Origin of the sequence: Cognatitamlana onchidii (assembly GCF_004804355.1) — a bacterium.
Lineage (GTDB): Bacteria > Bacteroidota > Bacteroidia > Flavobacteriales > Flavobacteriaceae > Cognatitamlana > Cognatitamlana onchidii.
The window spans coordinates 36,100-59,503 of record NZ_SRWZ01000002.1 but is presented as its reverse complement, the minus strand read 5'-3'; the positions used below and the strand labels follow the sequence as shown (position 1 = coordinate 59,503).

19 protein-coding genes are annotated in these 23,404 nt (G+C 34.0%); 5 read left to right on the top strand and 14 right to left on the bottom strand.

Features of this window, described 5'->3' with window-relative positions:
* Nucleotides 1–5: 5 nt before the first annotated feature.
* From E5D58_RS04080 to E5D58_RS04025, 12 genes are all read right to left on the bottom strand, one after another.
* Nucleotides 6–1,451 (bottom strand): MBOAT family O-acyltransferase, encoded by a 1,446-nt coding sequence (locus E5D58_RS04080; RefSeq protein WP_136480571.1) that lies wholly within the window; start codon nt 1,449–1,451, stop codon nt 6–8.
* Between the two features lie 20 nt (nt 1,452–1,471).
* Nucleotides 1,472–2,476 (bottom strand): glycosyltransferase family 2 protein, encoded by a 1,005-nt coding sequence (locus E5D58_RS04075; protein ID WP_136480570.1) that lies wholly within the window; start codon nt 2,474–2,476, stop codon nt 1,472–1,474.
* An 88-nt stretch (nt 2,477–2,564) separates the two neighbouring features.
* A complete protein-coding gene (locus E5D58_RS04070) occupies nt 2,565–3,659 on the bottom strand; it encodes a glycosyltransferase (RefSeq protein WP_136480569.1) in 1,095 nt (364 codons plus the stop codon).
* An 11-nt stretch (nt 3,660–3,670) separates the two neighbouring features.
* The gene (locus tag E5D58_RS04065) at nt 3,671–4,360 is read right to left on the bottom strand and encodes an NAD-dependent epimerase/dehydratase family protein (RefSeq protein ID WP_136480568.1); all 690 of its coding nucleotides are present in this window, start codon (nt 4,358–4,360) and stop codon (nt 3,671–3,673) included.
* Entirely contained in the window at nt 4,361–5,386 is a 1,026-nt protein-coding gene (locus E5D58_RS04060) for a glycosyltransferase family 2 protein (RefSeq protein ID WP_168796625.1), read from the bottom strand. It lies immediately after the preceding gene.
* A complete protein-coding gene (locus E5D58_RS04055) occupies nt 5,383–6,459 on the bottom strand; it encodes a glycosyltransferase (protein ID WP_136480566.1) in 1,077 nt (358 codons plus the stop codon). Before E5D58_RS04055 ends, E5D58_RS04060 begins: the two co-directional genes overlap by 4 nt.
* Before the next feature lie 6 nt (nt 6,460–6,465).
* Nucleotides 6,466–7,614 (bottom strand): UDP-galactopyranose mutase, encoded by a 1,149-nt coding sequence (gene glf, locus E5D58_RS04050; protein ID WP_136480565.1) that lies wholly within the window; start codon nt 7,612–7,614, stop codon nt 6,466–6,468.
* Nucleotides 7,593–8,840, bottom strand: coding sequence for an ABC transporter ATP-binding protein (locus E5D58_RS04045; protein ID WP_136480564.1), 1,248 nt, complete (start codon nt 8,838–8,840; stop codon nt 7,593–7,595). Before E5D58_RS04045 ends, glf begins: the two co-directional genes overlap by 22 nt.
* Nucleotides 8,841–9,191: 351 nt before the next feature.
* Entirely contained in the window at nt 9,192–9,542 is a 351-nt protein-coding gene (locus E5D58_RS04040) for a four helix bundle protein (RefSeq protein WP_136480563.1), read from the bottom strand.
* 176 nt (nt 9,543–9,718) lie between these two features.
* The gene (locus E5D58_RS04035) at nt 9,719–10,564 is read right to left on the bottom strand and encodes an ABC transporter permease (RefSeq protein WP_136480562.1); all 846 of its coding nucleotides are present in this window, start codon (nt 10,562–10,564) and stop codon (nt 9,719–9,721) included.
* Between the two features lie 31 nt (nt 10,565–10,595).
* A complete protein-coding gene (locus tag E5D58_RS04030) occupies nt 10,596–13,091 on the bottom strand; it encodes a GumC family protein (protein ID WP_235835832.1) in 2,496 nt (831 codons plus the stop codon).
* A complete protein-coding gene (locus E5D58_RS04025; RefSeq protein ID WP_136480561.1) occupies nt 13,078–13,872 on the bottom strand; it encodes a polysaccharide biosynthesis/export family protein in 795 nt (264 codons plus the stop codon). Before E5D58_RS04025 ends, E5D58_RS04030 begins: the two co-directional genes overlap by 14 nt.
* 105 nt (nt 13,873–13,977) lie before the next feature.
* Here E5D58_RS04025 and E5D58_RS04020 point away from each other — a divergent pair, with 105 nt between their 5' ends.
* The 5 genes from E5D58_RS04020 (at nt 13,978) to secA (ending at nt 21,236) form a co-directional block, all read left to right on the top strand.
* Nucleotides 13,978–15,843 (top strand): ABC-F family ATP-binding cassette domain-containing protein, encoded by a 1,866-nt coding sequence (locus E5D58_RS04020; RefSeq protein WP_136480560.1) that lies wholly within the window; start codon nt 13,978–13,980, stop codon nt 15,841–15,843.
* 6 nt (nt 15,844–15,849) lie between these two features.
* A complete protein-coding gene (locus E5D58_RS04015; protein ID WP_136480559.1) occupies nt 15,850–16,623 on the top strand; it encodes an O-methyltransferase in 774 nt (257 codons plus the stop codon).
* A gap of 68 nt (nt 16,624–16,691) precedes the next feature.
* Entirely contained in the window at nt 16,692–17,267 is a 576-nt protein-coding gene (locus E5D58_RS04010) for a cob(I)yrinic acid a,c-diamide adenosyltransferase (protein ID WP_136480558.1), read from the top strand.
* Between the two features lie 228 nt (nt 17,268–17,495).
* Nucleotides 17,496–17,717, top strand: a complete 222-nt coding sequence (locus E5D58_RS04005; RefSeq protein ID WP_019387375.1) for a DUF2795 domain-containing protein — start codon at nt 17,496–17,498, stop codon at nt 17,715–17,717.
* A gap of 165 nt (nt 17,718–17,882) precedes the next feature.
* Complete coding sequence (gene secA, locus E5D58_RS04000) at nt 17,883–21,236, top strand: preprotein translocase subunit SecA (RefSeq protein WP_136480557.1); 3,354 nt, start codon at nt 17,883–17,885, stop codon at nt 21,234–21,236.
* A 158-nt stretch (nt 21,237–21,394) separates the two neighbouring features.
* Here the strand turns inward: secA and E5D58_RS03995 are convergent, their stop codons facing one another.
* Both E5D58_RS03995 and rimO read right to left on the bottom strand, forming a co-directional pair.
* Nucleotides 21,395–22,084 carry a peptidoglycan DD-metalloendopeptidase family protein gene (locus E5D58_RS03995; protein ID WP_317129266.1) on the bottom strand — a complete coding sequence of 230 codons (690 nt, stop codon included), beginning with the start codon at nt 22,082–22,084 and terminating at the stop codon, nt 21,395–21,397.
* 12 nt (nt 22,085–22,096) lie between these two features.
* Nucleotides 22,097–23,401, bottom strand: coding sequence for a 30S ribosomal protein S12 methylthiotransferase RimO (gene rimO, locus E5D58_RS03990; RefSeq protein WP_136480555.1), 1,305 nt, complete (start codon nt 23,399–23,401; stop codon nt 22,097–22,099).
* Nucleotides 23,402–23,404 lie beyond the last annotated feature (3 nt).

The window sequence follows — 23,404 nt, the reverse complement described above, 5'->3', positions numbered from 1 at the left end:
GTTTTTTAAAATTGAAAATAAATAAATGGTAATTCATTTGAATGCATATACATCCCAATTAAAAAAATCAACACTGCATAAACGCTCCATCTCAAAGGTCTGGTCATTACTGTTTCTAGCTTAGCAATTGCAAAATCTTTTTTTCGACCAAACCATTCAATGGTATTAAAAAAGATTAACAAAATTAATGTAGGATAAATTAATTTTCTAATGGTATAAACAGGTAATGAAAACAAACTAGAATCAAAAATAGCTATAGAAAAATTTATAGCATGATTAATGTTTTCTGCCCTAAAAAATATCCATGCAAAAACCACAAACCCGTAATTAATCAATATTTTAAAACAATCAACAACACCTGGTATAGTCGTTGAAATTGCTTCTGTATGGTATCTGTTTTTATTAAATAACATAAGCGGAATAAAATACAATGCGTTTAACAAGCCCCAAACAATAAAAGTCCAATTTGCTCCATGCCAAAACCCACTTACCAAAAATATAACAAACACATTTCTTATTTTACTATATGGACTTCCCTTACTTCCCCCCAACGGAATATATAAATAATCTCTAAACCATGTGGACAATGAAATATGCCACCTTCTCCAAAACTCACCAATATCTCTCGAAAAATAAGGGAAACTAAAGTTTTTCATTAACCGAAATCCAAACAATTTTGATGTTCCGATAGCAATATCTGAATACCCAGAAAAGTCACCATAAATCTGAAATGAAAAAAAAACCGCCCCTAAAACCAGTGTACTTCCTGAATAAGCATCAGAGTTATTGAAAACCATATCTGCATAAACAGCACAATTATCAGCGATAACCATTTTTTTGAATAAACCCCATAAAATTTGTCTTAATCCTTCTACAGCTTCATCATAAGTAAATTTCCTTCTTTTATAGAATTGTGGAAGCAAGTTCGTTGCTCTTTCAATTGGCCCTGCAACTAATTGGGGAAAAAAACTAACAAATGCTAAAAAAGCAATAAAATCATCTGTTGGTGCTAATTTACGTTTGTAAACATCAATGGTATAACTTAAAGTTTGGAATGTATAAAAACTAATCCCTACAGGTAAAATAATATTTAAAGTTTTTATGTTAATAGTTTTACCAAAGAATGAAAATGCAGTTATAAAGTTGTCCAAAAAGAAATTACAATACTTAAAAAAGCCAAGTAAACCCAGATTAACAACTATACTTATCCATAAAAGGAGCTTTCTTTTATTTGTTCTTTCCTCGGTTGATAATAATCTACCAATAAAATAATCCACAACCGAACTAAATGCTATTAAGAATAAAAAACGCCAATCCCACCAACCATAAAAAACATAACTAGCAATGACGATTAATAAGTTCTGATACCTTATTCTTTTATTGACAACTAACCAATAGATCACAAATACTATTGGTAAAAACCAGGCAAAATCTATTGAGTTAAACAGCATGATAAAAAAAACCTTTAATATTATAAATCAATATTATCAGTAGAAACATTTTCATATGATTTTGAGTTGATATTAATTAGTTTATATAAATAAACCAACCCTTTACCAGTTAATAAATAAACAGGATATATCAATGCTATTTTTAATAAAATACGTTTTAACTCAAACTCTTTTAAACGATAAGCCTTAAAAAGATAGTAATATAAAATTCGTGATTCCTTAAACTTAAAAACTTTTAATAGAGCCTTAAAGTAAATATTTTCAAGTTTCTTTTTAACCAGTCTAGGTGTTAAAACGTTTATATCTTTTAGTACTCTTAATTTGACTTCCATACTAGACTTCACCTTCGATGGCTCCTGATTAAAATATGCTCCGGTAATAGAATTATTATGCCTTCTAACTTTAATTAAAGATTTATTTAATAAAACAACATCATCATAATTATTCTTAAGTACTCTTTGTATAAAATCGTACTCTTGTGACTTAGTTAAGGTTTCGTCTAATTTTATATTTGCAACAATACTTCTTTTCCACATAGTTGTTTGCAGATTAACTTTTAATCGTCTGGTAATAAAGTCATAATAGGCATTACACCTTATTCTATTCGGTTTAGCTTCCTTTTCAATTGTTTTAAAGTCTGACGAAAATCTATCAAACAAACAAACACTAATACCCTTATTTTTGATTATTAGACCCTCAAGTTGTTGTTCAAGTATCGTAGGTACCATCAAATCATCAGAATCAAACCACTTAATGTACTCCCCAATGCTTTTTTCAAAACCATAATTACGTGCTGCATTCCCTCCTGGTAATCGATTCTTAGGGCGGTGATAATACTTAAAACGAGCATCTTTCTTACGATATCCATTTAAAACCTCAACAGTATTATCGTTTGATCCGTCGTCTATTACAATACATTCCCAATTGGAGTGGGTTTGAGCCAAAATAGAGTCTAAAGTTTCTCCAATAAGATGAGCTCTATTATATGTTGGAATTATTATAGAAATTAAAAATTGATCTTGCATTAATTTTTTAAGGATAAATGATACTTTAAAACTTTATTGGCTCTATACAAAACCAGAAATTCAAACCTCTTTGATGATATAACTATTTTTAAAAAGTGCATTTTCTTAAATGTTCAGTTAAAATATCAATATGCTTATCTTCTGAAAAGTTAGACTTAACGAATTTTTTACCTGCTTTACCAAAGTTTATGGCTTCTTCTTTATTTAACAATAAAAAGAGAATTCTGTCTGCCATAGCGTCAACATCATTTTCATCAACCAAGCAACCTGTCTTTCCATCCAAAATCACATCAGGAATCCCGGCATGTTTTGTTGAAACAATAGGTAAACCGGCCGCGGAAGCTTCCAGAATAGCTACCGGAGTTCCTTCACTGTCTCCGTCATCAGCAATTTTAGAGTGCTGGATAAACATATAGGAAGATTCTAAGAGCTTTATATGCTCTTCTGTGCTTATCCTTCCCAAAAAAACAACATTTTTATCAATTGACAGGTGTTTAGCCAGATCCTTAGATGCATTTAGCAATACGCCATCTCCTGCAAACTTTAATGTTGCCGTTGGAAATTTTTCCAAAACTTTTTTAAAAGCTAATATGGTTAAGTGAGGAGCCTTTTTGTCTACAAAACGCCCTATTGCCAATAATTGGGGTTTGGAAAAATTAGGCTCAATGTTAAAAAATGTATTTACTGGTCCGGCAGGCGAATAAATAATCTTGTCTTGGGAGCAATTAAATTTCATTAAATTTATTTTCATATGCCTGGAAACGATAAAAAGCTTGGAAGCAAATTGAACTAATTGTTTGTAATTTTTATCATTTTCCTTTAAAACCTGATATTTAGAAATTTCATAACCTAAACCTATAGTCGCCAACGGTATATTTAAATGTCTACAAACATTAACAACACTTGCTCCTTTATTTAAAAATTCAGCAAACACTAAATCTACTTTTTCTCTTTTTAAAATAGAGATTAAAAATAATTCTTTAGATGAAAACTTCTGCTTGAATAGTTTAACTTTCAATTTTATAAGTAATTGTTTGCTTTTGGATAGAGGCTTTCCTTCACAAACACTTGGAACACCTTTTCCATGAACTACCACTTTTTCAAATGGTAAATTATCTATATGGTTCTTTATGAAGGTCTCAGAATTTTTGTAAGGTAAGGGCGTTAAAATTGCAAGTTTCATTAAATGATAGTTTAATAATATTTTTCTAATAATTGATAGAGATATGCTTCGCCTGTTCCTTTTCTAAGTTCAATATTATCTAAGATAGGTTTTATTTCTTCTATATTAATTTTCAATTTATTTCCTTTATTAATATACGTAGCTAAAGCCTTTTTAGAAAAGTAATTTTCAATAGCACAAATAATATCAACAACATTTATACTTTCACTGGTTCCTAAATTAACAATGGTGTTATTTATATTTTTGGATGTTAATATTTTGTCTACAACATCATATAAATCGTCCACATCTATAATATTCCTTTCAGCATTTTTCCAAACTGTCAAACTCTTTTCATTGAGAATAGCATCAACAAAAAAATTTAATAATGTATTTTTATTCCCTCTAGATCCAACCACGTTAGAGACGCGAAATATTATATATGAATTACAATTTTCCTCAATAAATTTTTCAATTTGAACTTTATGCTTTACGTACGGCCTTTCATTGACCGTTGGATCAGCAATACTACATGTACTAAAATAAATAATTTGTTTTTCTGGGTTACTAAAAACTGTATCTTCCAATAAAAGCAACTCTCTTTGAAAAGCTTCTCTTCTTGTTTCTATTGAATTTGAAACTCCAGAAGCAAATATAACAGTATCATTTACATTTTGATACTCTACAAAAACAGAAGCCAACAAACCATTTCCTACTACCATTTAATTGTTCCTTTTCAATTTAGCTTCTATTAACATTTTAACTGCCTTAATTTTCCATTTAAGTGACAAGATAAAAAGTAATTTAACTCTTGTATATTTTGAAATACGTCGTCTATTCTTTAAAAATGTTTTTTCAAGTATATCTTCTTTTATATCTCTTAGAAGTGTTTTGAAGTAATCTTGATTGTAAAGGTTTAATTCCATATTGTTAACCAACACCTGGTTACTCCAAGTTTGAAACTTTAGAAAATCAGATAAATCATAGCGAGCATTGGTCATCAACATTTTAATTATAAATTCATCAGAATATATTCTCTCGTCATAATTTAATTTTTTCCATAATCTGAGTTTAATAATTTTCTTCTTTTCAACTTGAATAGGCTTGTATTTACTACATACTTGCGAATCATGTATTCTATAAAAATAGAGTGGTTCTTGAAGATTATGCATCTTTTCTTTATAACCTGTACGAGCCCAAAAATCGTAATCTTCAGCATGCCACATACTATCATCAAAAGAATAATCTTGATAAGCCTCCCGCTTAAACATGGTTGCCCCAATATTTATAGGCGCAGAGTTAAACATAGCGCACATAATTTCATCATGCGTTTCCTTGTGCTTTATAAGTCTATTCCCTGCTCCAAAAGATTGCAACCAAGAACCACAAGCCGATATTTCTGGATGAGATTCAAGAAAATTAAATTGTTTCTCAAACCGTGTTAAATCATTTATATCGTCACCATCTACACGAGCGATATATTTATTTTTACACATTTCAAAACCAATATTCAAACTATCTACAAGGCCTTTATTTCTCTCTTTTACAAAAACGGTGATTCTTGAATCTCCTAAAGCTCTTATGAGATTTACTGTATTGTCAGTTGAGGCATCATCAATAACAAGTACATCAAAATCTTGAAAAGTTTGATTTAATACACTTTCCAAACACTCCATAATATATTTTTCAACATTATAAGTGGGTATTAAAACGGTAATCTTTGGCTTTTTTTTGATATTCTTGATCAATATTGACAGTTTATAATATTATTAGCAACAAGGCTAAGCGCGTCCTGATAAGCCTTATTTGATAAATCCATAGCATACCAATTCTTCAAATTGGCTTGATTTTTTATTTTGTATTCTTTATTTATTAATGTTTCATTGGTTAAAACTTCCTTTAAATTGTTTAACTCAAACGAAATTATCCCATTTCTATTTTCAAAATAACAGTGTCCTTCAGTAGTCGTCATTATAACAGGAGTCCCTAAAGCTATCGCTTCTATTACATTTAAATCGAAATAACTTTTCCTATTCGGACTAATTACAAAATCAACACTTTTTATCCATGAATAAACGTTACTACTAAAACCTAAATCATAAATGTTTTCAGACATTATAGTTTCTCCGCCTCCTATAACAAAAAGGCGGATATCCTTTCTTTCCATAACAGCTTTTTTAAAACCATTTAATAAAACATCAAAACCCTTTATCTCATTTCTACGGCCTACATATAATATATTAACATAATTTTCTTGCTGAATTGGGTATTGTAATTTAGATTGAATAGGCTTTATACCAGTAGTCAAATAATGAATTCTGTGCTTATCTGAAATTACAGAGTCATAAATAGGCAAACACTCTTTATTAGGTAAAACCAGAATTTTAGCTCTACTAAAAATCTCGTTCTCTAAATTCTTTATATAATCCAAATGCCTTTGTTTTGCTCCTAGAGCTGCTTCCTCTGATGAGGGTAATTCTGGCGAGTGACATTGAAAAATAACAATTTGCTCTTTGTTAATGAGATGTTTTACATCTGCATAACTATACATGTCATGAAAATATAAAAACTTAAATCTTGGAATTTTAATGTATTTATTTGCCAAATACTTATTCCTGTATCTGCGAATATTTAAAGCATCAAATCTTAGATGAATTTTTTTTAACAATGATATATTATCCAACTTCCTTATTTCATCTTGAACCGAAGTCACATTTGGAGGTAAATTATCTAAAAGACATTTATAATAATACCCTCTAGGCCCTCCTTCATTACCTTTTAATTGGTAATCATGAACTATAAGTATTTTATCTTTTACCAAAACTTATTATTTTGAAAATAATTTATCAACTCTCTTTTGAGAGTCTATACACTCGATAAAATAGTTAGCATACTCCAGAGCTTCCTCTATAACCTTATCCATATCTAAATAGCGATAAGTTGCTAGTCTACCAACAAATGAAACATTAGAATTACTATTATCAATTTCGTTTTTATATAGCCTTAAAAGCTTCAAATCAGCTGGCAACCTCTTTGGGTAATAAGGGTCATCATTTTGTTCTGTTTCCTTACTAAACTCTTTTAAAACAACGGTGTCATCATGGTTTTCCCATGGAGCAAAATGCTTATGCTCATGAACCCTTGTATATTTAACGTTCTCCTCACAGTAATTAATTACAGCATTTCCTTGATAGTCTCCTTTAAAAGACTCCTCTTTAAAATAAACGGTTCGATACCCCAATCTACCATATTTATTGTCAAAATACCCATCAATTGGGCCTGTATAAAAAACATGATCAAAATCTTGATTCATACTTCTGGTATATTCCTTCTCCAATTCAAGCTGAATATTATCATGATTTAGAATATTGCCAACCATTGCAGTGTAACCATCCTTTGGGATTCCTTGATATTTTGAATTATAATAATTATCATTATAATTAAACCTAACAGGTAACCTTTTTAAAATTGAAGCTGGCAGCTCCTTTGGGTCACATCCCCACTGTTTTTTTGTATATCCATGAAAAAAATTGTAATACAATTCGTTTCCTAGCATGCTTAGTGCCTGTTCTTCAAAATTTTTGGGTTCCTTAATATCAACTATTTTTGATTTTAAAAACCCTTCAACCTCATTCGGTTTTAATTTAACTTTGAAAAACTGGTTTATAGTTAATAAGTTCATAGGCAAAGAAAACACTCCCCTTTCCGTATTTGCTATTACCTTGTTTTTATAAGGCATTAGTTCCCCATAACTATTTACAAAATCCCAAACATCTTTATTATTTGTATTAAATATATGAGGGCCATATTTATGAACCATTATATTTGTCAATTTATGTCTTTCTGTATGACAGTTTCCTGCTATATGATTTCTTTTGTCTATACAAATAACATTAAATCCCTTTTCGGCTAATTTTCTAGAAATAACCGCACCACTAAAACCTGCACCAACTACTAAATACTTTTTATTTTCCATACCTCATCACTTATCAAATAACCTTTAATATTTTCACCTGACTTTTCTATGACTGTATCACCAATTATCACAAATGAAATAAAATCATCTTTTCTATCAAACACTTCTCCTTTATTCCATAAAGCTGCTTCAACAAAATATTCTCCTCCCTTTAAGTTCTTAGTTGGTAATAATATTTTTATATGAACAAACCCTGTATTGATGAATTTATTATCGAATGGAAGAGAGATTATTGGGTCGTTTAAATTCGATAATAGAGTGCTTCCGAAGTAAACATCTGTAGCATCATTAATGTAAAGTTCAAAGTTTAAGTAAATTTTTTCGCTCCTTTGAATAGCTCTTTCCACTTCATCCCCCAAATCATCAGTAATAAAGACTCGTGCAACATAATTACTATTGCAATGCCCCTTTTTGTTATATATTTTTTGGGCTTTTTCATTTTTCAAATAGAAATCTATACAAGAATCAACATTACCTTGAAAATCAATTTTACCATCAACTAAAACAACACCTCTTGTACAAAGGTCTTTAACAGCCGCCATATTATGACTCACAAACAAAACAGTTCTGCCATCGCCTTTACTAATATCCTGCATCTTACCAATCGCTTTTTTCTGGAACTCCGCATCACCAACCGCTAAAACCTCATCGACCACCAAAATATCGGGCTCTAAAAACGCCGCCACCGCAAAGGCTAAACGCACTTTCATCCCAGAGGAATAGCGTTTAACCGGTGTATCTATGTAACGCTGGCATCCAGAAAACTCTATTATTTCGTATAATTTACTGTTAATTTCGGCTTTGGTCATCCCCAGAATAGCGCCATTTAAAAACACATTTTCTTTCCCCGTCATTTCTGGGTGAAACCCTGTACCTACTTCCAGTAGCGAAGCGATGCGTCCTTTTGTTTTTATTTCGCCGGTGGTAGGTCCTGTAACTTTAGATAGTATTTTTAATAAGGTCGATTTACCAGCGCCGTTTTTACCTATAATACCTAGCACCTCACCACGTTCTACCTCAAAACTAATATCTTTTAAGGCCCAGGCATACTGCGATTTCCCTTTAGTGGCTCTATCGTTAGTCTCGCCAATCTTTAAATAGGGGTCTTCTTTACCTCTCATCCTATGCCACCATCTATTTAAATCGTGACTTATAGTACCCGTACCAATAGTTCCTAAACGGTATTGCTTAGATATATTTTCTACTTTTAAAATGATATCTTTCATTAATAGTGAACAAATGTTATTGAGTGATGAATAGTTTTACTTATCGATAACAAAACGACACTTAAATTACCCATAGAAGACATAGCACTCTGTAAAGCAGACAGCCTAAAGGTTGTTTTTTGTTCTGATTTTTTTCTATATAAGCTAATCATTTCTTCTTAATTCATTTTTTTTAACGCGGTATTAAATTCCAAACCTTATAATGGATTGAAACTTCAAATTTAATTAATACTACAAACATAAAACTCGCCGAGACAATTCACCATCTACTATTAACTTTTTCCTATTTACCACTCACACTTCATTATTCACCACTCACTGGCAACCATTCCACTTCTCACTACGCCCTATTCACTTATTCAATATATAGTTTCCAAACCCTAAAAACAGTTTCTTCACGGCTATCATAAAGTCTTCTAATTCTTTATTTACGACCCCAAACTTTAATCTTATTGATGATAATAGATACTGTGTTTCTAGTTCAGCCAATGACCCTAGCGCTATCATTAAAAACTGAACCAATTCCTTATCTCCTTTTCGTGCAGCTCCTTCAACTACATTTGAGGGTACTGAAACCGCTGCTCTTCGTATTTGACTTAACAACCCATAACGTTCTTCAGAAGGAAAATTTGAAGTAAACGCGTAAACGGATTCCACCAAATTCATGCTCTTTTTCCAAACCTCTAAATCTTTATGATCCATAACTTATTTTTATAGTGAGCAGCTTGTTAGTAATTTATATTTAGCCATGTTGTCAAGAAACCTTTATATTTTTTATTATTTTTTCATTCCTTAGCTTCTCTTTATACCTTTACTTTTAATTTTGTACTTCTCCTTTCACATTTCACAACTCACGTTTCACTTCTAACTTCTCACCACTAAATCGTATCAATAAAACTCTTCTCGGTCTTATTAAAAACTAAAACTCCTAATAAAAACACCCCAGCAGCAAAGCATAAGGTATAAACCACACCAAACATAGAGGTTGTACCCTCTCCCAGCAACACAAAACGTGAAAACTCAATAACATAGGCCATCGGGTTATAATCTACCGCCCAAGCAAACCCATTATTGGCAAACAAACTATAAGGCAGCGTAACCAAAGACACATACATGAGTAATTGTACCCCAAAGTTTAACAAAAACGATAAATCTCTATATTTTGTTACCATAGAAGAAATAATCATACCTAAGCCTAAGCCTAATAAAGCCATAACTATTACAATAACTGGAAAAAACAGGGCGTATAAATTGGGCCTTACGGAGCTACCCTGAAAAACAAAATATAAATAGAATGCCACAAAAATGGCTAATTGAATGCCAAATTTTATAAGATTAGATAAAACAATAGACAAGGGCATAACGACTCTTGGAAAATAGACCTTACCAAAAACAGCCTGATTCTTCTTAAAGGTATCTGCCGTTCCAGTTAGGCACTCTTTAAAATAATTCCAAGATACCACACCCGCCAAATTGAATAAAAACGGCGGGATACCACCGGTATCGATATTGGCAATCGTGTTAAATACTAAGGTAAAAATTACGGTAGTAAATAAGGGCTGAATCACATACCATAAAGGCCCTAAAACGGTTTGTTTATAAACCGTAATCACATCACGTTTTACAAACAGTAATAGTAAATCTCGATACTGCCATATTTCTTTAAAATTAAAATCTATTAATTTCTTTTTTGCCGAAATTGTATATAACCACTCGTTTTTCAAAGTAAAATAGGTTTGTTTTATTGGGTAATAATTAAGCCTTGCGTTTCATTTTTTGTTTTAACTTCTGAATAAAACCTTTCTTTTTAGGGCTCTCATGGTAACTAGAACCATAAACCCCATAGCCATAACCGTAGCCATAGCCATAGCCATAACCCATATTTTTACTCTTACTAAGCTTGTAAAAGTTTAAAATAAAACTTAAATTTTTAATTTCCTTAGCTTGATATTTAGCATTTATAAACTGCAGCATCCCCTTTTTAGTATAGTTAACTCTAAGCATAAATATATTGGTATCGGCATACTTAGTTAAGTCTTGAGCATCGGTTACTATTCCTAAAGGTGGGCTATCTAAAATAATCACATCATATTTTGACTTAAGCACCTCTATAAAGGTATCCATGCGTTCACTAATCAATAATTCAGAGGGGTTAGGCGGAACAGGTCCCGCTGTGATGATGTCTAAATTTTCGATAGCCGTGGTATTTGTGATCTCTTCTAAACTGTGTTCTTCAATCAAATAATTGACCACTCCCTTGTTATTAGTGAGATTGAAATCATCAAATATCTTGGGTTTTCTTAAATCCAAACCTACTAAAATCGTTTTCTTGCCTGATAAGGCATGGATAGTAGACATGTTAATAGAACAAAAGGTTTTACCTTCGCCACTTATAGATGATGTTATTAATATGGTTTTGGCAGCATGTGCAGCTTCATTATTTTTAAGTACAAATTGTAAACTGGAACGTATGGCTCTAAACGATTCTGCTACTGCTGATTTTGGTTTTTCATAAACCACCAAGTTGTTTTTATGCTTGTCTTTACCCACAACTCCTAAAATAGGAATATTAGATAAGCGCTTCACTTCTTCTACGCCATGAATGGTATTATCCAGAACATATACAATAAAGAGTATTACCAAGGGTATAAATAGCCCTGCCAAAATCCCCATCATATAATTCAAGGAGGTATCTGGGCCCACTAAGCCTGCACCAATATCTTTAGCTTCATCAACTATAGTAATATCAGAAATGTTTGCTGCCCTAGCGATAGCAGCCTCACTGCGCTTGGCGATATATTGATCATAAGCCGCTTGACTTACATTTAGTTGGCGCTGTATTTTTAAATACTCTTGCTGGTCATTAGGCAGACTTGACAATCTGTTTTCAATAGCACCTATGGTTTTGTTTAATGATTTAAGCTGCCCATTCAAGGTGTTTTGAGTGGAACTAATGGTAGCTAAAAGTACATTTTTCTCCGCATCAATTTGACGGTCAATATTTCTAAAAATACTGGATTCTTCTCTTATTGTATATTCTCTTGTTTTTCGTTCCGTTGACAAGGCAATAATTCTGGCTACACTAGCTACAATATTTACCTCATCAATTCCTACCGAAGTTGGAGCCGCTATACCTGAGTAATCAGTTTCTGTTCTTAGGTAATTTTCTAAAGAATTTAAATAATTTAGCTTTACTCGAATCTCTTCTTGTTGGGTTTCTAAGACCTGAAGATTAAGTGATGCTTTTTCCATATCACCTTCCACATCAACAATATCATTCTTTTTTCTGAAGCGGTCCATTTTTTCACTAACACTCCTGATATTCATATCTACCGATGACAAGGTGCTGTCAATAAAGTTTATGGTGTTGGTAGCATAAATATTCTTGCGCTCTAAATCGGTTTGACTTAAAATAGCTGAAGTCGTATTTAAAAAGTCAACTATTTTATTTTTATTATGACCTAAAAGGGATAATTGAATAATGGATGTAGATTTTTCAAAAGCGCCTACCCTGATACTATTTTGAAAGCTATTAACCACTTTATCAAAGCTCTTAAACCTCAAAAAATACTCAGCGTTGGGTTTTATAATGAAGCCATTTAAGTCTAAAACACCATTTAAAAATGGGAGTACAACAGACTCTCCAACCCTATATGTTTTACTAAAAGGCCCTACAGGTAGGTTAAAAATAGTTTCAAATTCTTTTGTTGCATATAACTGGCCCTTGCCTTGATTTTGTTCAAATTCAGTAAATACCTCAAAACTCATTTCATCCACAAATCGGATGCCGATAAACTGATTAAGCAATTGTGGGGCGTCTAAATTAGGCTTAAATACGAAAGGGACTTTTTTATAAACATCTATTTTCTGGTATTTACCCTCTTCAAGATAGTCCAAATACAGTTTTAAAGAATCTACCACCTTTTCATTGTGTGTTCTGGTCTTCAAGCTGGTCATAACCTGACCTACTTTACCAGAAACGCCTCCCCAATTAAAAGAGATACTGGTAGTAGCTGTAGAAAAGGGACTTTTATCATTTTCAATAGAAATAAGGGACCCTAACTTGTAAATATTCTGCTTTCTTACATTAATAAAATAGGCCGTGAGCAACCCCAACACTACCGAGATTGCAAACAGTTTCCAATAACTTATAATTTTGAAGAAAAAGCCTTGAAAATCGAACGCGAAACTGGCGCCTTCTTCTTCCATATGTTTTGAATTATACTCAGTCATCCCTTTAAAGTCTATCAATTAACAAAATTGTCGTGGACACAAAGGTTAACATAGACAACACAAAAAGTAAGGTCTCTCTACCCGTAGAGCCCACACCCCAAGACTTTTGTTTTAAGGGCTTTACATAGATAATATCATTAGGCTGAATATAGTAATACTGCGATTTCATAACATCATCTTTAAGCAAATTTAAATGATGTACCTTTTGACCTTCCGGATACTGCCGTATAATCATCACATCCTCTCTATTCCCCACTGTGGTAATATCACCAGCATTAGCAAGGGCTTCAAAGATGTTCAGTCTATTTTGATATATCGTTTCTGAACCTGGTGCATTAACCTCCCCTGTAACCGTATACAACAAGCCTGTTAGTTTTACAGAAACAAATATATTGGCTGCCTCCTTAAACTGCTCATCTAACAGCTTCTTTTCAAGAAGCTTTTCTAGTTCCTCAGTGGTGTAGCCCAAAACATTCACATTGCCTAACAAAGGAATGCGAATGTTTCCGTGAATGTCCACCGAAAACCCATCGAAATAAGCCCGTTCCTCACCATTGGCATTTAAATTTTCCTCCCCAACTGGGTTAAAAATTTGAACACTCTCTTGATCCAAGGCTTTAACTCTTATATTTAAAATATCGTGTACTTGTATACGATATGGTGCTTGCTTTTCTTGTATCACCATTAAAGAGTCAATGGCCGCTTCTGTAGGTTGTATATAGGTTAACTTTTTGGTTGGAATACAAGAGACCAACACCACATTAATCAAGATAATTACTACCAGAAATTTGCGCTTCATTTAAGGCTGTTTGATTTTTCACAAATATAAGTTTTAGCCTTGAACCATGAAACTAATGACGGACTTTTTGGTTTTTTGTCCGTTATTTGCAAAAAATATTACATTTTGAATTATTTAACAGTAGAAAATATATCAAAATCCTACGGAGAACTCACACTGTTTGAAGATCTTTCCTTTAGCGTACATAAAGATCAAAAAATAGCCTTTGTAGCTAAGAATGGTACTGGAAAAACCTCGATATTAAATATCCTTTCTGCCGAGGACACCCCAGATTCTGGCCATGTGATTTACAGAAAAGACATTAAAGTTTCTTTTCTTTCTCAAGATCCTAAATTTGATACAACCTTAAGTATTGAGGAAACCATATTGGCTAGTGAAAACCCCATTTTAGAAGTCATAACAGATTACGAAAAAGCGCTATTAAACCCTGAGGACACTGAAACTTACCAAAAAGCCTTTGATGCCATGGAGCATCATCAAGCTTGGGATTTTGAAACCCTGTACAAGCAAATTCTATTTAAGTTAAAACTTGAAAATTTAAGTCAAAAAGTAAGCACCCTGTCGGGCGGACAAAAAAAACGCCTTGCCTTAGCCAACGCCCTTATTAACAAACCCGATTTACTTATTCTAGATGAGCCCACCAACCACCTAGATTTAGAAATGATTGAATGGCTGGAAGCCTTTTTTGCTAAAGAAAACATGACCCTTTTTATGGTGACACACGATCGGTATTTTTTAGAACGTGTTTGTAACGAGATTATCGAACTCGATCAAGGAAAGCTTTATCCTTACAAGGGCAATTACAGCTACTATCTGGAAAAACGTGCCGAACGAAAAGAGCGAGAAGCTGCAGAGGCTGGCAAAACCAAACAGCTGTTTAAAAAAGAACTCGAGTGGATGCGCCGGCAACCCAAAGCACGAACCACTAAATCAAAATCACGTATCGATGATTTTTTCGAAATTAAACATAAAGTACACCAACGACGCACAGAACACGAGATTCAGCTCGAACTTAATATGGAGCGACTAGGAAGCAAGATACTAGAGTTCCATAAGGTGTCTAAAGCCTTTAAAGACAAAACCATTTTAAATGGATTTGAATATACTTTTAAAAAAGGCGAACGTGTGGGTATAATTGGGAAAAACGGAACCGGAAAAACCACCTTTTTAAACCTCCTTACACAATCCTTAGCACCCGATGCTGGTAAAGTGATTAAGGGAGATACCGTTAAGTTTGGATACTACACTCAACATGGTATTACCATAAAACCAGAACAAAAGGTAATTGATGTTATCAAAGCATTTGGCGATTACATCCCTTTAAAAAAAGGACGACAAATAAGTGCCCAACAGCTTCTTGAACGCTTCTTATTTAGCAGAAAAAAACAATACGATTATGTTGAAAAACTTAGTGGCGGAGAACGTAAACGTCTGTACCTATGTACGGTTTTAATTCAAAACCCCAATTTTTTAATACTGGACGAACCTACCAACGATCTGGATATTGTGACGCTTAACGTGTTAGAAAGCTTTCTTTTAGATTTTCCAGGCTGCATTATTGTGGTATCGCATGATCGGTATTTTATGGATAAAGTTATTGACCACCTTTTTGTTTTTAGAGGTAATGGTGTGATTGAAGATTTCCCTGGCAGTTATACAGATTTTAGAGTTTATGAAGATAGCCAACCCGCTGTTTCGAATACCAACGATACGCCAAAAAAAGAAAAAAACGCTTGGAAACAAAATACAGCCTCAAAACTGTCTTATAACGAAGAAAAAGAACTTAAAAATATTGAAAGTAAACTCAAGTCTTTGGCTTACGACAAAAAAGCTCTGGAAGACAAGTTTAACAATCCTGATTTAACTCAAGAAACTATTAAAGAGTTGTCTGATGAACTGCAAGATATTATTGATCTTATAGAACTAAAAGAAGAGCGTTGGTTCGAATTATCGGCAAAACTGGAAGATTAAACAGGCATGATGTACCAAGTAAGGCAGTATTTAAGGTTTCTTGTAAAGTCCAAAAATCAGCATGGTGTGCACTCCCCTTTTGTGTTTGATCTAGTCACCAAGTGCTTCTATGACAAAACCAAATACAGTAAGTACGCAGCCATTTTAAACTACAAGAAGACCTTAAAAGCGCATAAAGAAGCTATTGAAGTAACCGACTTGGGAGCCGGTTCTCATATTATGAAAACCAAAACGCGGCAGATCTCTGATATTAGTAAAAATGCTGGAACCACAAATAAACGTGCTAAACTTTTATATAGACTTACCAAATACCTCAACTCTGAACATATTTTAGAGTTAGGTACCTCACTCGGTATTGCCACACACGCCATGAGTCTTGGAAACCCTGATGCTAAGATCAGCTCTATTGAAGGCTGCCCAAATACCGCCACTTTTGCTGAAGGATATTTAAACACTTTTAATGTTCAAAATTGCCATATCATAAAAGGAGATTTTAAAAGTATTCTTAAAACGCTTCCTCAAAAAACTTATAACCTGGTTTTCTTTGATGGTAATCACCAAAAGGAAGCCACTTTATACTATTTCCATACACTCCTTGAAAACGCAAATAACGATTCTGTTTTTATTTTTGATGATATTTATTGGTCTAAAGAGATGACCGAAGCTTGGGAAACCATAAAAAACCACGCCAAAGTAACCGTTACTGTAGATACTTTTTTTTGGGGGATTGTGTTCTTTAGACAAGAACAAGCCAAAGAACACTTTAGAATTAGAGTTTAGTTGCTAACTCCTCCAGATTATCTTAAATTTGAATAAAAACGGCTAAACAGCCTTCTAAGAAAAAGAACATGAAAATCTATACAAAAACTGGTGACAAAGGTACAACAGCTTTATTTGGTGGCACCCGGGTCCCCAAACACCATATTCGGATTGAAAGCTATGGCACGGTTGATGAGCTCAACTCGTACATGGGGTTAATAAGAGATCAGAAGATTAACCAATCATACAAAGATTTAATAATGCACATTCAAGACCGTCTTTTTACGGTTGGTGCGATACTAGCCACAGATCCAGAAAAAGCGGTACTTAAAAACGGTAAGGAACGTTTAAATATTCCTAAAATTTCTTTAAACGACATCGCAAGACTTGAACAAGAAATGGATACCATGAATGAGGCACTACCACCAATGACTCATTTCGTGCTACCCGGTGGCCATCAAACCGTGTCATTCTGTCATATTGCACGCTGTGTATGCCGAAGAGCCGAGCGATTAGCTACGGCTTTAAATGATTTGGAAGCCATAGAACCTAATACACTAATGTATTTGAACCGTCTTTCTGACTACCTTTTTGTCTTGGCACGAAAGTTGACCTTTGATCTCAAAGCAGATGAAATAAAATGGATTCCCGAAAAAGGAAATTAATTACGATTACCTCTAATAGGTTTAAAGATTAATTACAAGGGCAAAACAAATACCCATAAACCATTTCTTTACAGTTGTTATAAAGTTTATTCGACGTTATTACCGAGATATGCGGACTTTATTTAGTAATAAATTGCGTTCTTTTAATTAATGATTTAAATATTTCACTTTTTCCTTGCGTGTTTAAACTAAAAAATTATTTTTGCAGAAAATTAAACACGACAGCTCATGTATTGGACATTAGAACTAGCATCTTACCTAAGCGATGCACCTTGGCCAGCAACAAAGGATGAATTGATTGATTACGCAATTAGAACGGGAGCCCCGCTCGAAGTTGTTGAAAATTTGCAATCCATTGAAGATGAAGGAGACTCCTATGACTCAATTGAAGAAATTTGGTCTGACTATCCAACTGACGAAGATTACTTGTGGAATGAAGATGAATATTAAAAAAGCATAAAGAACCGTTAAAAAGTCTCGATACGAGGCTTTTTTTTTGTTTTAAACTGTACAAAAAAGCGTAACAAAATGTATCTTTGAATGCCTTTTAAAAACGCCCTATAATTGCGATTAACACCTAGGTAAATCCTAGTTAAAATATATAAAATAACACTCATGAGTTTTTTAAATTCTGTCCTTAAAATATTTGTTGGCGATAAATCGAAACAAGATGTAAGCGCCATTACCCCAATTGTTAATAAAATAAAAAGCTTCGAAGCTGCTTTAGGAGCGCTTTCTCACGATGAGTTAAGAGCAAAAACAGCAGAGTTCAAAACAAAAATAGCCAACGCTAATAAAGAGATTGACACTCAAATAGCAAACCTTACTACCGAAGCAGAAAACACTGAAGACATCGATTCTCGTGAAGATATTTATGAGCAGATAGATAAACTTAAAGATGATGCCTATAAGATTACAGAAGATGTTTTAAACGACATTTTACCGGAAGCCTTTGCGGTTGTTAAAGAAACTGCCAAGCGTTTTGTAAATAACACCTCTATTTCTGTAGTCGCTAACGAGTTCGACAGAATGGTTTCTGGAGAAAAAGACTATGTAACTTTAGAAGACGATAAAGCCGTTTGGGCAAATTCTTGGGATGCTGCTGGAAAGGCTATTACCTGGGATATGATTCATTACGATGTGCAATTAATTGGTGGTGTCGCTATGCACCAAGGAAAAATTGCCGAAATGCAGACTGGTGAGGGTAAAACATTGGTAGCTACTTTACCTGTATACTTAAATGCCTTAGCAGGTAAAGGCGTACATCTCGTAACTGTAAATGATTATCTGGCGAAACGTGATAGCGCGTGGATGGCCCCGATATTTGAATTTCATGGTTTAAGTGTTGATTGTATAGACTACCATCAGCCAAATTCCGAAGCTAGAAGAAAAGCTTACAATGCCGACATTACCTATGGTACCAATAACGAATTTGGATTTGACTATTTAAGAGATAATATGTCTCATGCGCCTGAAGATTTAGTGCAACGACCACACCACTATGCTATTGTCGATGAGGTCGATTCAGTTTTAGTTGATGATGCGCGTACTCCATTAATAATTTCTGGACCAATACCCAAAGGCGATCATCATGAGTTTAATGAATTAAAACCTAAAGTAGACGATATTGTATCCGTACAACGCAAATATTTAACGGGTGTGCTAGCGGAAGCTAAAAAACTAATCAAAGAAGGGGATACCAAAGAAGGTGGTTTTCAATTGCTTCGCGTTTATAGAGGTATTCCAAAAAACAAAGCCTTAATTAAATTTCTTTCTGAAGAAGGCGTCAAACAACTTCTCCAAAAAACAGAAAACTTCTACATGCAGGACAACAACCGAGAGATGCCCAAGGTTGATGCGGAATTGTACTATGTTATTGAAGAAAAAAATAATCAAGTTGAGCTTACAGACAAAGGTGTTGAATACATTTCAGGAAAAGACAATCCCGACTTCTTTATTTTACCAGAAATAGGAATTGAAATTGCCAAAATTGAAGAACAAGGCCTTTCTGCTGAAGAAGAAGCGAACTTAAAAGAAGAGCTATTTAAAGAATTTGGAATCAAGTCTGAACGCATACACACCTTAAATCAACTTTTAAAAGCCTACGCTTTATTTGAAAAAGACACGCAATATGTGGTAATGGACAATAAAGTAATGATTGTCGATGAACAAACAGGGCGTATTATGGATGGGCGTCGTTATTCTGATGGATTACACCAAGCTATAGAAGCCAAAGAAAATGTAAAAATTGAAGATGCTACGCAAACCTTTGCAACGGTAACCCTTCAAAATTACTTTAGAATGTACCGCAAACTGTCTGGTATGACCGGTACAGCCGTTACCGAAGCTGGTGAATTTTGGGAAATCTATAAGTTAGATGTTGTTGAAATCCCTACAAATAAACCCATTGCGAGGGACGATAGAGACGATTTAGTCTATAAAACCAAGCGGGAAAAGTACAATGCGGTTATTGACGAGGTTGTAAAATTATCTCAAGCAGGCCGTCCCGTATTAATTGGTACAACCTCAGTTGAAATATCGGAACTCCTTGGTAAAATGCTAAGCATTAGAAAAATACCTCACAATGTATTAAATGCCAAACAACATAAAAAGGAAGCTGACATTGTAGATCAAGCTGGTCGATCTGGTCAGGTTACTATAGCAACCAATATGGCAGGTCGTGGTACCGATATTAAGTTATCTGATGAAGTGAAAGCAGCAGGAGGTCTTGCCATTGTAGGTACAGAACGTCATGATTCGCGTCGCGTAGACAGACAATTACGTGGTCGTGCTGGTAGACAAGGAGATGTTGGTAGTTCGCAGTTTTATGTATCGCTAGAAGATAATTTAATGCGTTTGTTTGGTAGTGAGCGTATTGCCAAAATGATGGACCGTATGGGATTAAAAGAAGGCGAGGTTATTCAGCATTCGATGATTTCAAAATCCATTGAACGCGCACAGAAAAAAGTTGAAGAAAATAACTTTGGGGTTAGAAAACGTTTATTGGAATATGATGATGTTATGAATGCCCAACGCGAAGTGGTATATAAGCGTCGTCGTCATGCCTTACACGGAGAACGATTAAGAGTAGACTTAGCGAATATGATTTTCGATACTTCAGAAGGTATCGCAGAAACAAACAAAGGTGCGAATGATTTCAAAAATTTTGAATTTGAACTTATTCGATACTTCTCTATGAGCGCCCCTATTACCGAAGAAGAATTTGGAAAGCTTTCCGCTCAAGATATTACTTCTAAAATTTACAAGGCAGCTTTCGAACATTATAGAGAAAAGATGGCGCGTAATGCAGATATTGCATTTCCTGTTATTAAAAATGTTTATGAAACCCAACGCGATAAATTTAAACGTATTGTAGTACCATTTACAGATGGAATTAAAAGTTTAAACGTGGTTACAGATCTGGAAAAGGCCTACGAAACCAATGGTAAACAGTTAATTACAGACTTTGAAAAGAATATTACACTGGCCATTATTGATGATGCTTGGAAAACACATTTACGTAAAATGGATGAGTTAAAGCAATCTGTTCAATTGGCCGTTCATGAACAAAAAGACCCGCTCTTAATTTATAAATTTGAGGCCTTTGAGTTGTTTAAAGCCATGATTGACCAAGTTAATAAAGATGTAATTTCATTCTTGTTTAAAGGTGAATTACCTCAAGAGACTCAAGATACGATTCAAGAAGCTCGTGCTAGAAAAAAGGAAAAACTAAACACGCAGAAAGAAGAAATTCCGAACCTAGATGAACGCTCCGCACAAAGCCGAGCTGTAGGAAACACCCAACGTCAACCTGAAGTGGTTGAAACTATAGTGAGAGACAAACCAAAAATTGGACGTAACGACCGTGTCACTATAAAGCATGTAATGAATGGCGAAAATAAAACGGTTAAATATAAGCAAGCCGAACCTTTAATTGCTAAAGGAGAATGGGTTTTGGTTGAGGATTAGAGCTTAAAATATATAGAGATCTAAAAAGTCGTCATTCTGAGTAACGCAAAGGAATCTTTAAAAATCAACTTGCTTATTTTGAGATTACTTCGAAATCAAAATTTCTCGTAATGACGGTTTCAAACTATTTTTCGGACAACTTGATATTTTGGTTTGTACTAAAGTTTCAACAGTAAATTAGGATTGGGGCAGTTTTTAGAATAAAATTCTAAATGGGATCTAGCACACACACCAGGGTAATCACCCGCCATACCTTGTAAATCTCTAATGATTTGAAAATGTAAATGTGGTGGATAATCGCCATTAACCGTTTCATCACCTAAGGTTCCTATTTGTTCACCTTGTTTAAACACTTGACCTACAGATAAATTCCCAAGTGATTCCAAACTTAAATGACCATAGAGTGTGTAAAAAGGCGTTTTTTGAAATTCATGTTGTAAGATTATGGTCGGCCCATAATCTCCAAAATTGGTATTGTTTTTAAAACTGTGCACTACCCCATTTAAAGGCGTAAAAATTGGGGTATTGGTACTGCTCCATATATCGATACCTAAATGAATATTACGATTGTTATCGTCCTCAGAAGAAAAATACGCACTGCGGTTATAGATATTTCGGTGTTCCAAATAACCGCCATAGGCTACTAAACCATTATGTTCGGCAATTTTCTTATTGACATATGCCCCCAAAGTTTCAGAGGATGAAACGCGTTTTAAATTTAATTCGGTATTTGAAACCGACAAATCTAAAAGCACATATGTAGCGAGCGGAATAGTAACATCCAACACATACAACGGTGCTTCAGAAATCTGATTTAAAAATGATGAAAAATCATCCAAGAGTCTCAAATATTGAAGGTTCTATTTAACTACTTCGGCGTACAAATCAAAATCTTCGGCCTCAATCACTTTTACGTTGGTAAACTCTCCAGTTTTTAAATAGGTGGAAGTCGCATCAATCAAAACCTCATTATCTACATCTGGCGAATCAAATTTGGTTCGACCAATAAAGTAATTACCTTCCTTTCGATCAATAACCACTTTAAATTCTTTACCAATCTTTTGCTGATTTAACTCCCAAGATATTTGAGATTGAATTTCCATAATTTGATTGGCACGATCTATCTTCACTTCCTCTGGCACATCATCTTCAAGATTGTAAGCATGTGTATTCTCCTCATGACTATAAGTAAAACAGCCTAAACGTTCAAAACGCATAGTCTTAACCCACTGTTTTAACTCTTGAAAATTTTCTTCTGTTTCTCCAGGATAACCAACAATAAGCGTGGTTCTAATGGTCATTTCTGGAACCTTCAATCTAAAATCTTCTATTAGTTTTGTAGTTTTAGATTTGGTTGTTCCACGGCGCATACTTTTTAAAACCGAATCGGAAATATGCTGCAAAGGAATATCTAAATAATTACAAATTTTTGGCTCCCTTTTCATAATATCAAGCACGTCCATAGGAAACCCTGTTGGGAATGCATAATGCAAACGAATCCATTCAATACCTTCAACCTCTACCAAAGCTTCAAGCAATTCTGCTAGATTGCGCTTTTTATATAAATCGAGTCCATAATAGGTTAAATCTTGGGCAATCAAGATTAACTCCTTGACTCCGTTTGATGCTAACTTTTCAGCCTCAATAACCAAATCTTCTATTGGGGTGCTTTTGTGTTTACCGCGCATAATCGGGATCGCGCAAAAAGAACAGGGTCTGTCGCAACCCTCTGCAATTTTTAAGTAAGCGTAATTTTTTGGTGTTGTAGTTAATCGCTCCCCAATCAATTCGTGCTTATAATCGGCACCTAAAGCTTTAAGTAATCCAGGGAGTTCGGTAGTTCCAAAATATTGATCTACCTTTGGTATTTCCTTTTGCAAATCAGGTTTATAGCGTTCGCTTAAACATCCTGTAACAAACACTTTATCTACCTCTCCTGATTCCTTTTTTTGCATGAATTCTAAAATAGTATTCACACTTTCCTCTTTGGCATTATTAATAAAACCACAGGTATTGATAACAACCACATTTCCTTCCTCCTCGTGCACAACATCTTTACCGCTAGCCTTAAGCTGTCCCATTAACACTTCGCTGTCGTAAACATTTTTACTACAGCCAAGTGTGACCACATTAATCTTATTTTTTTTCAGAGATTTTGTACGCATATC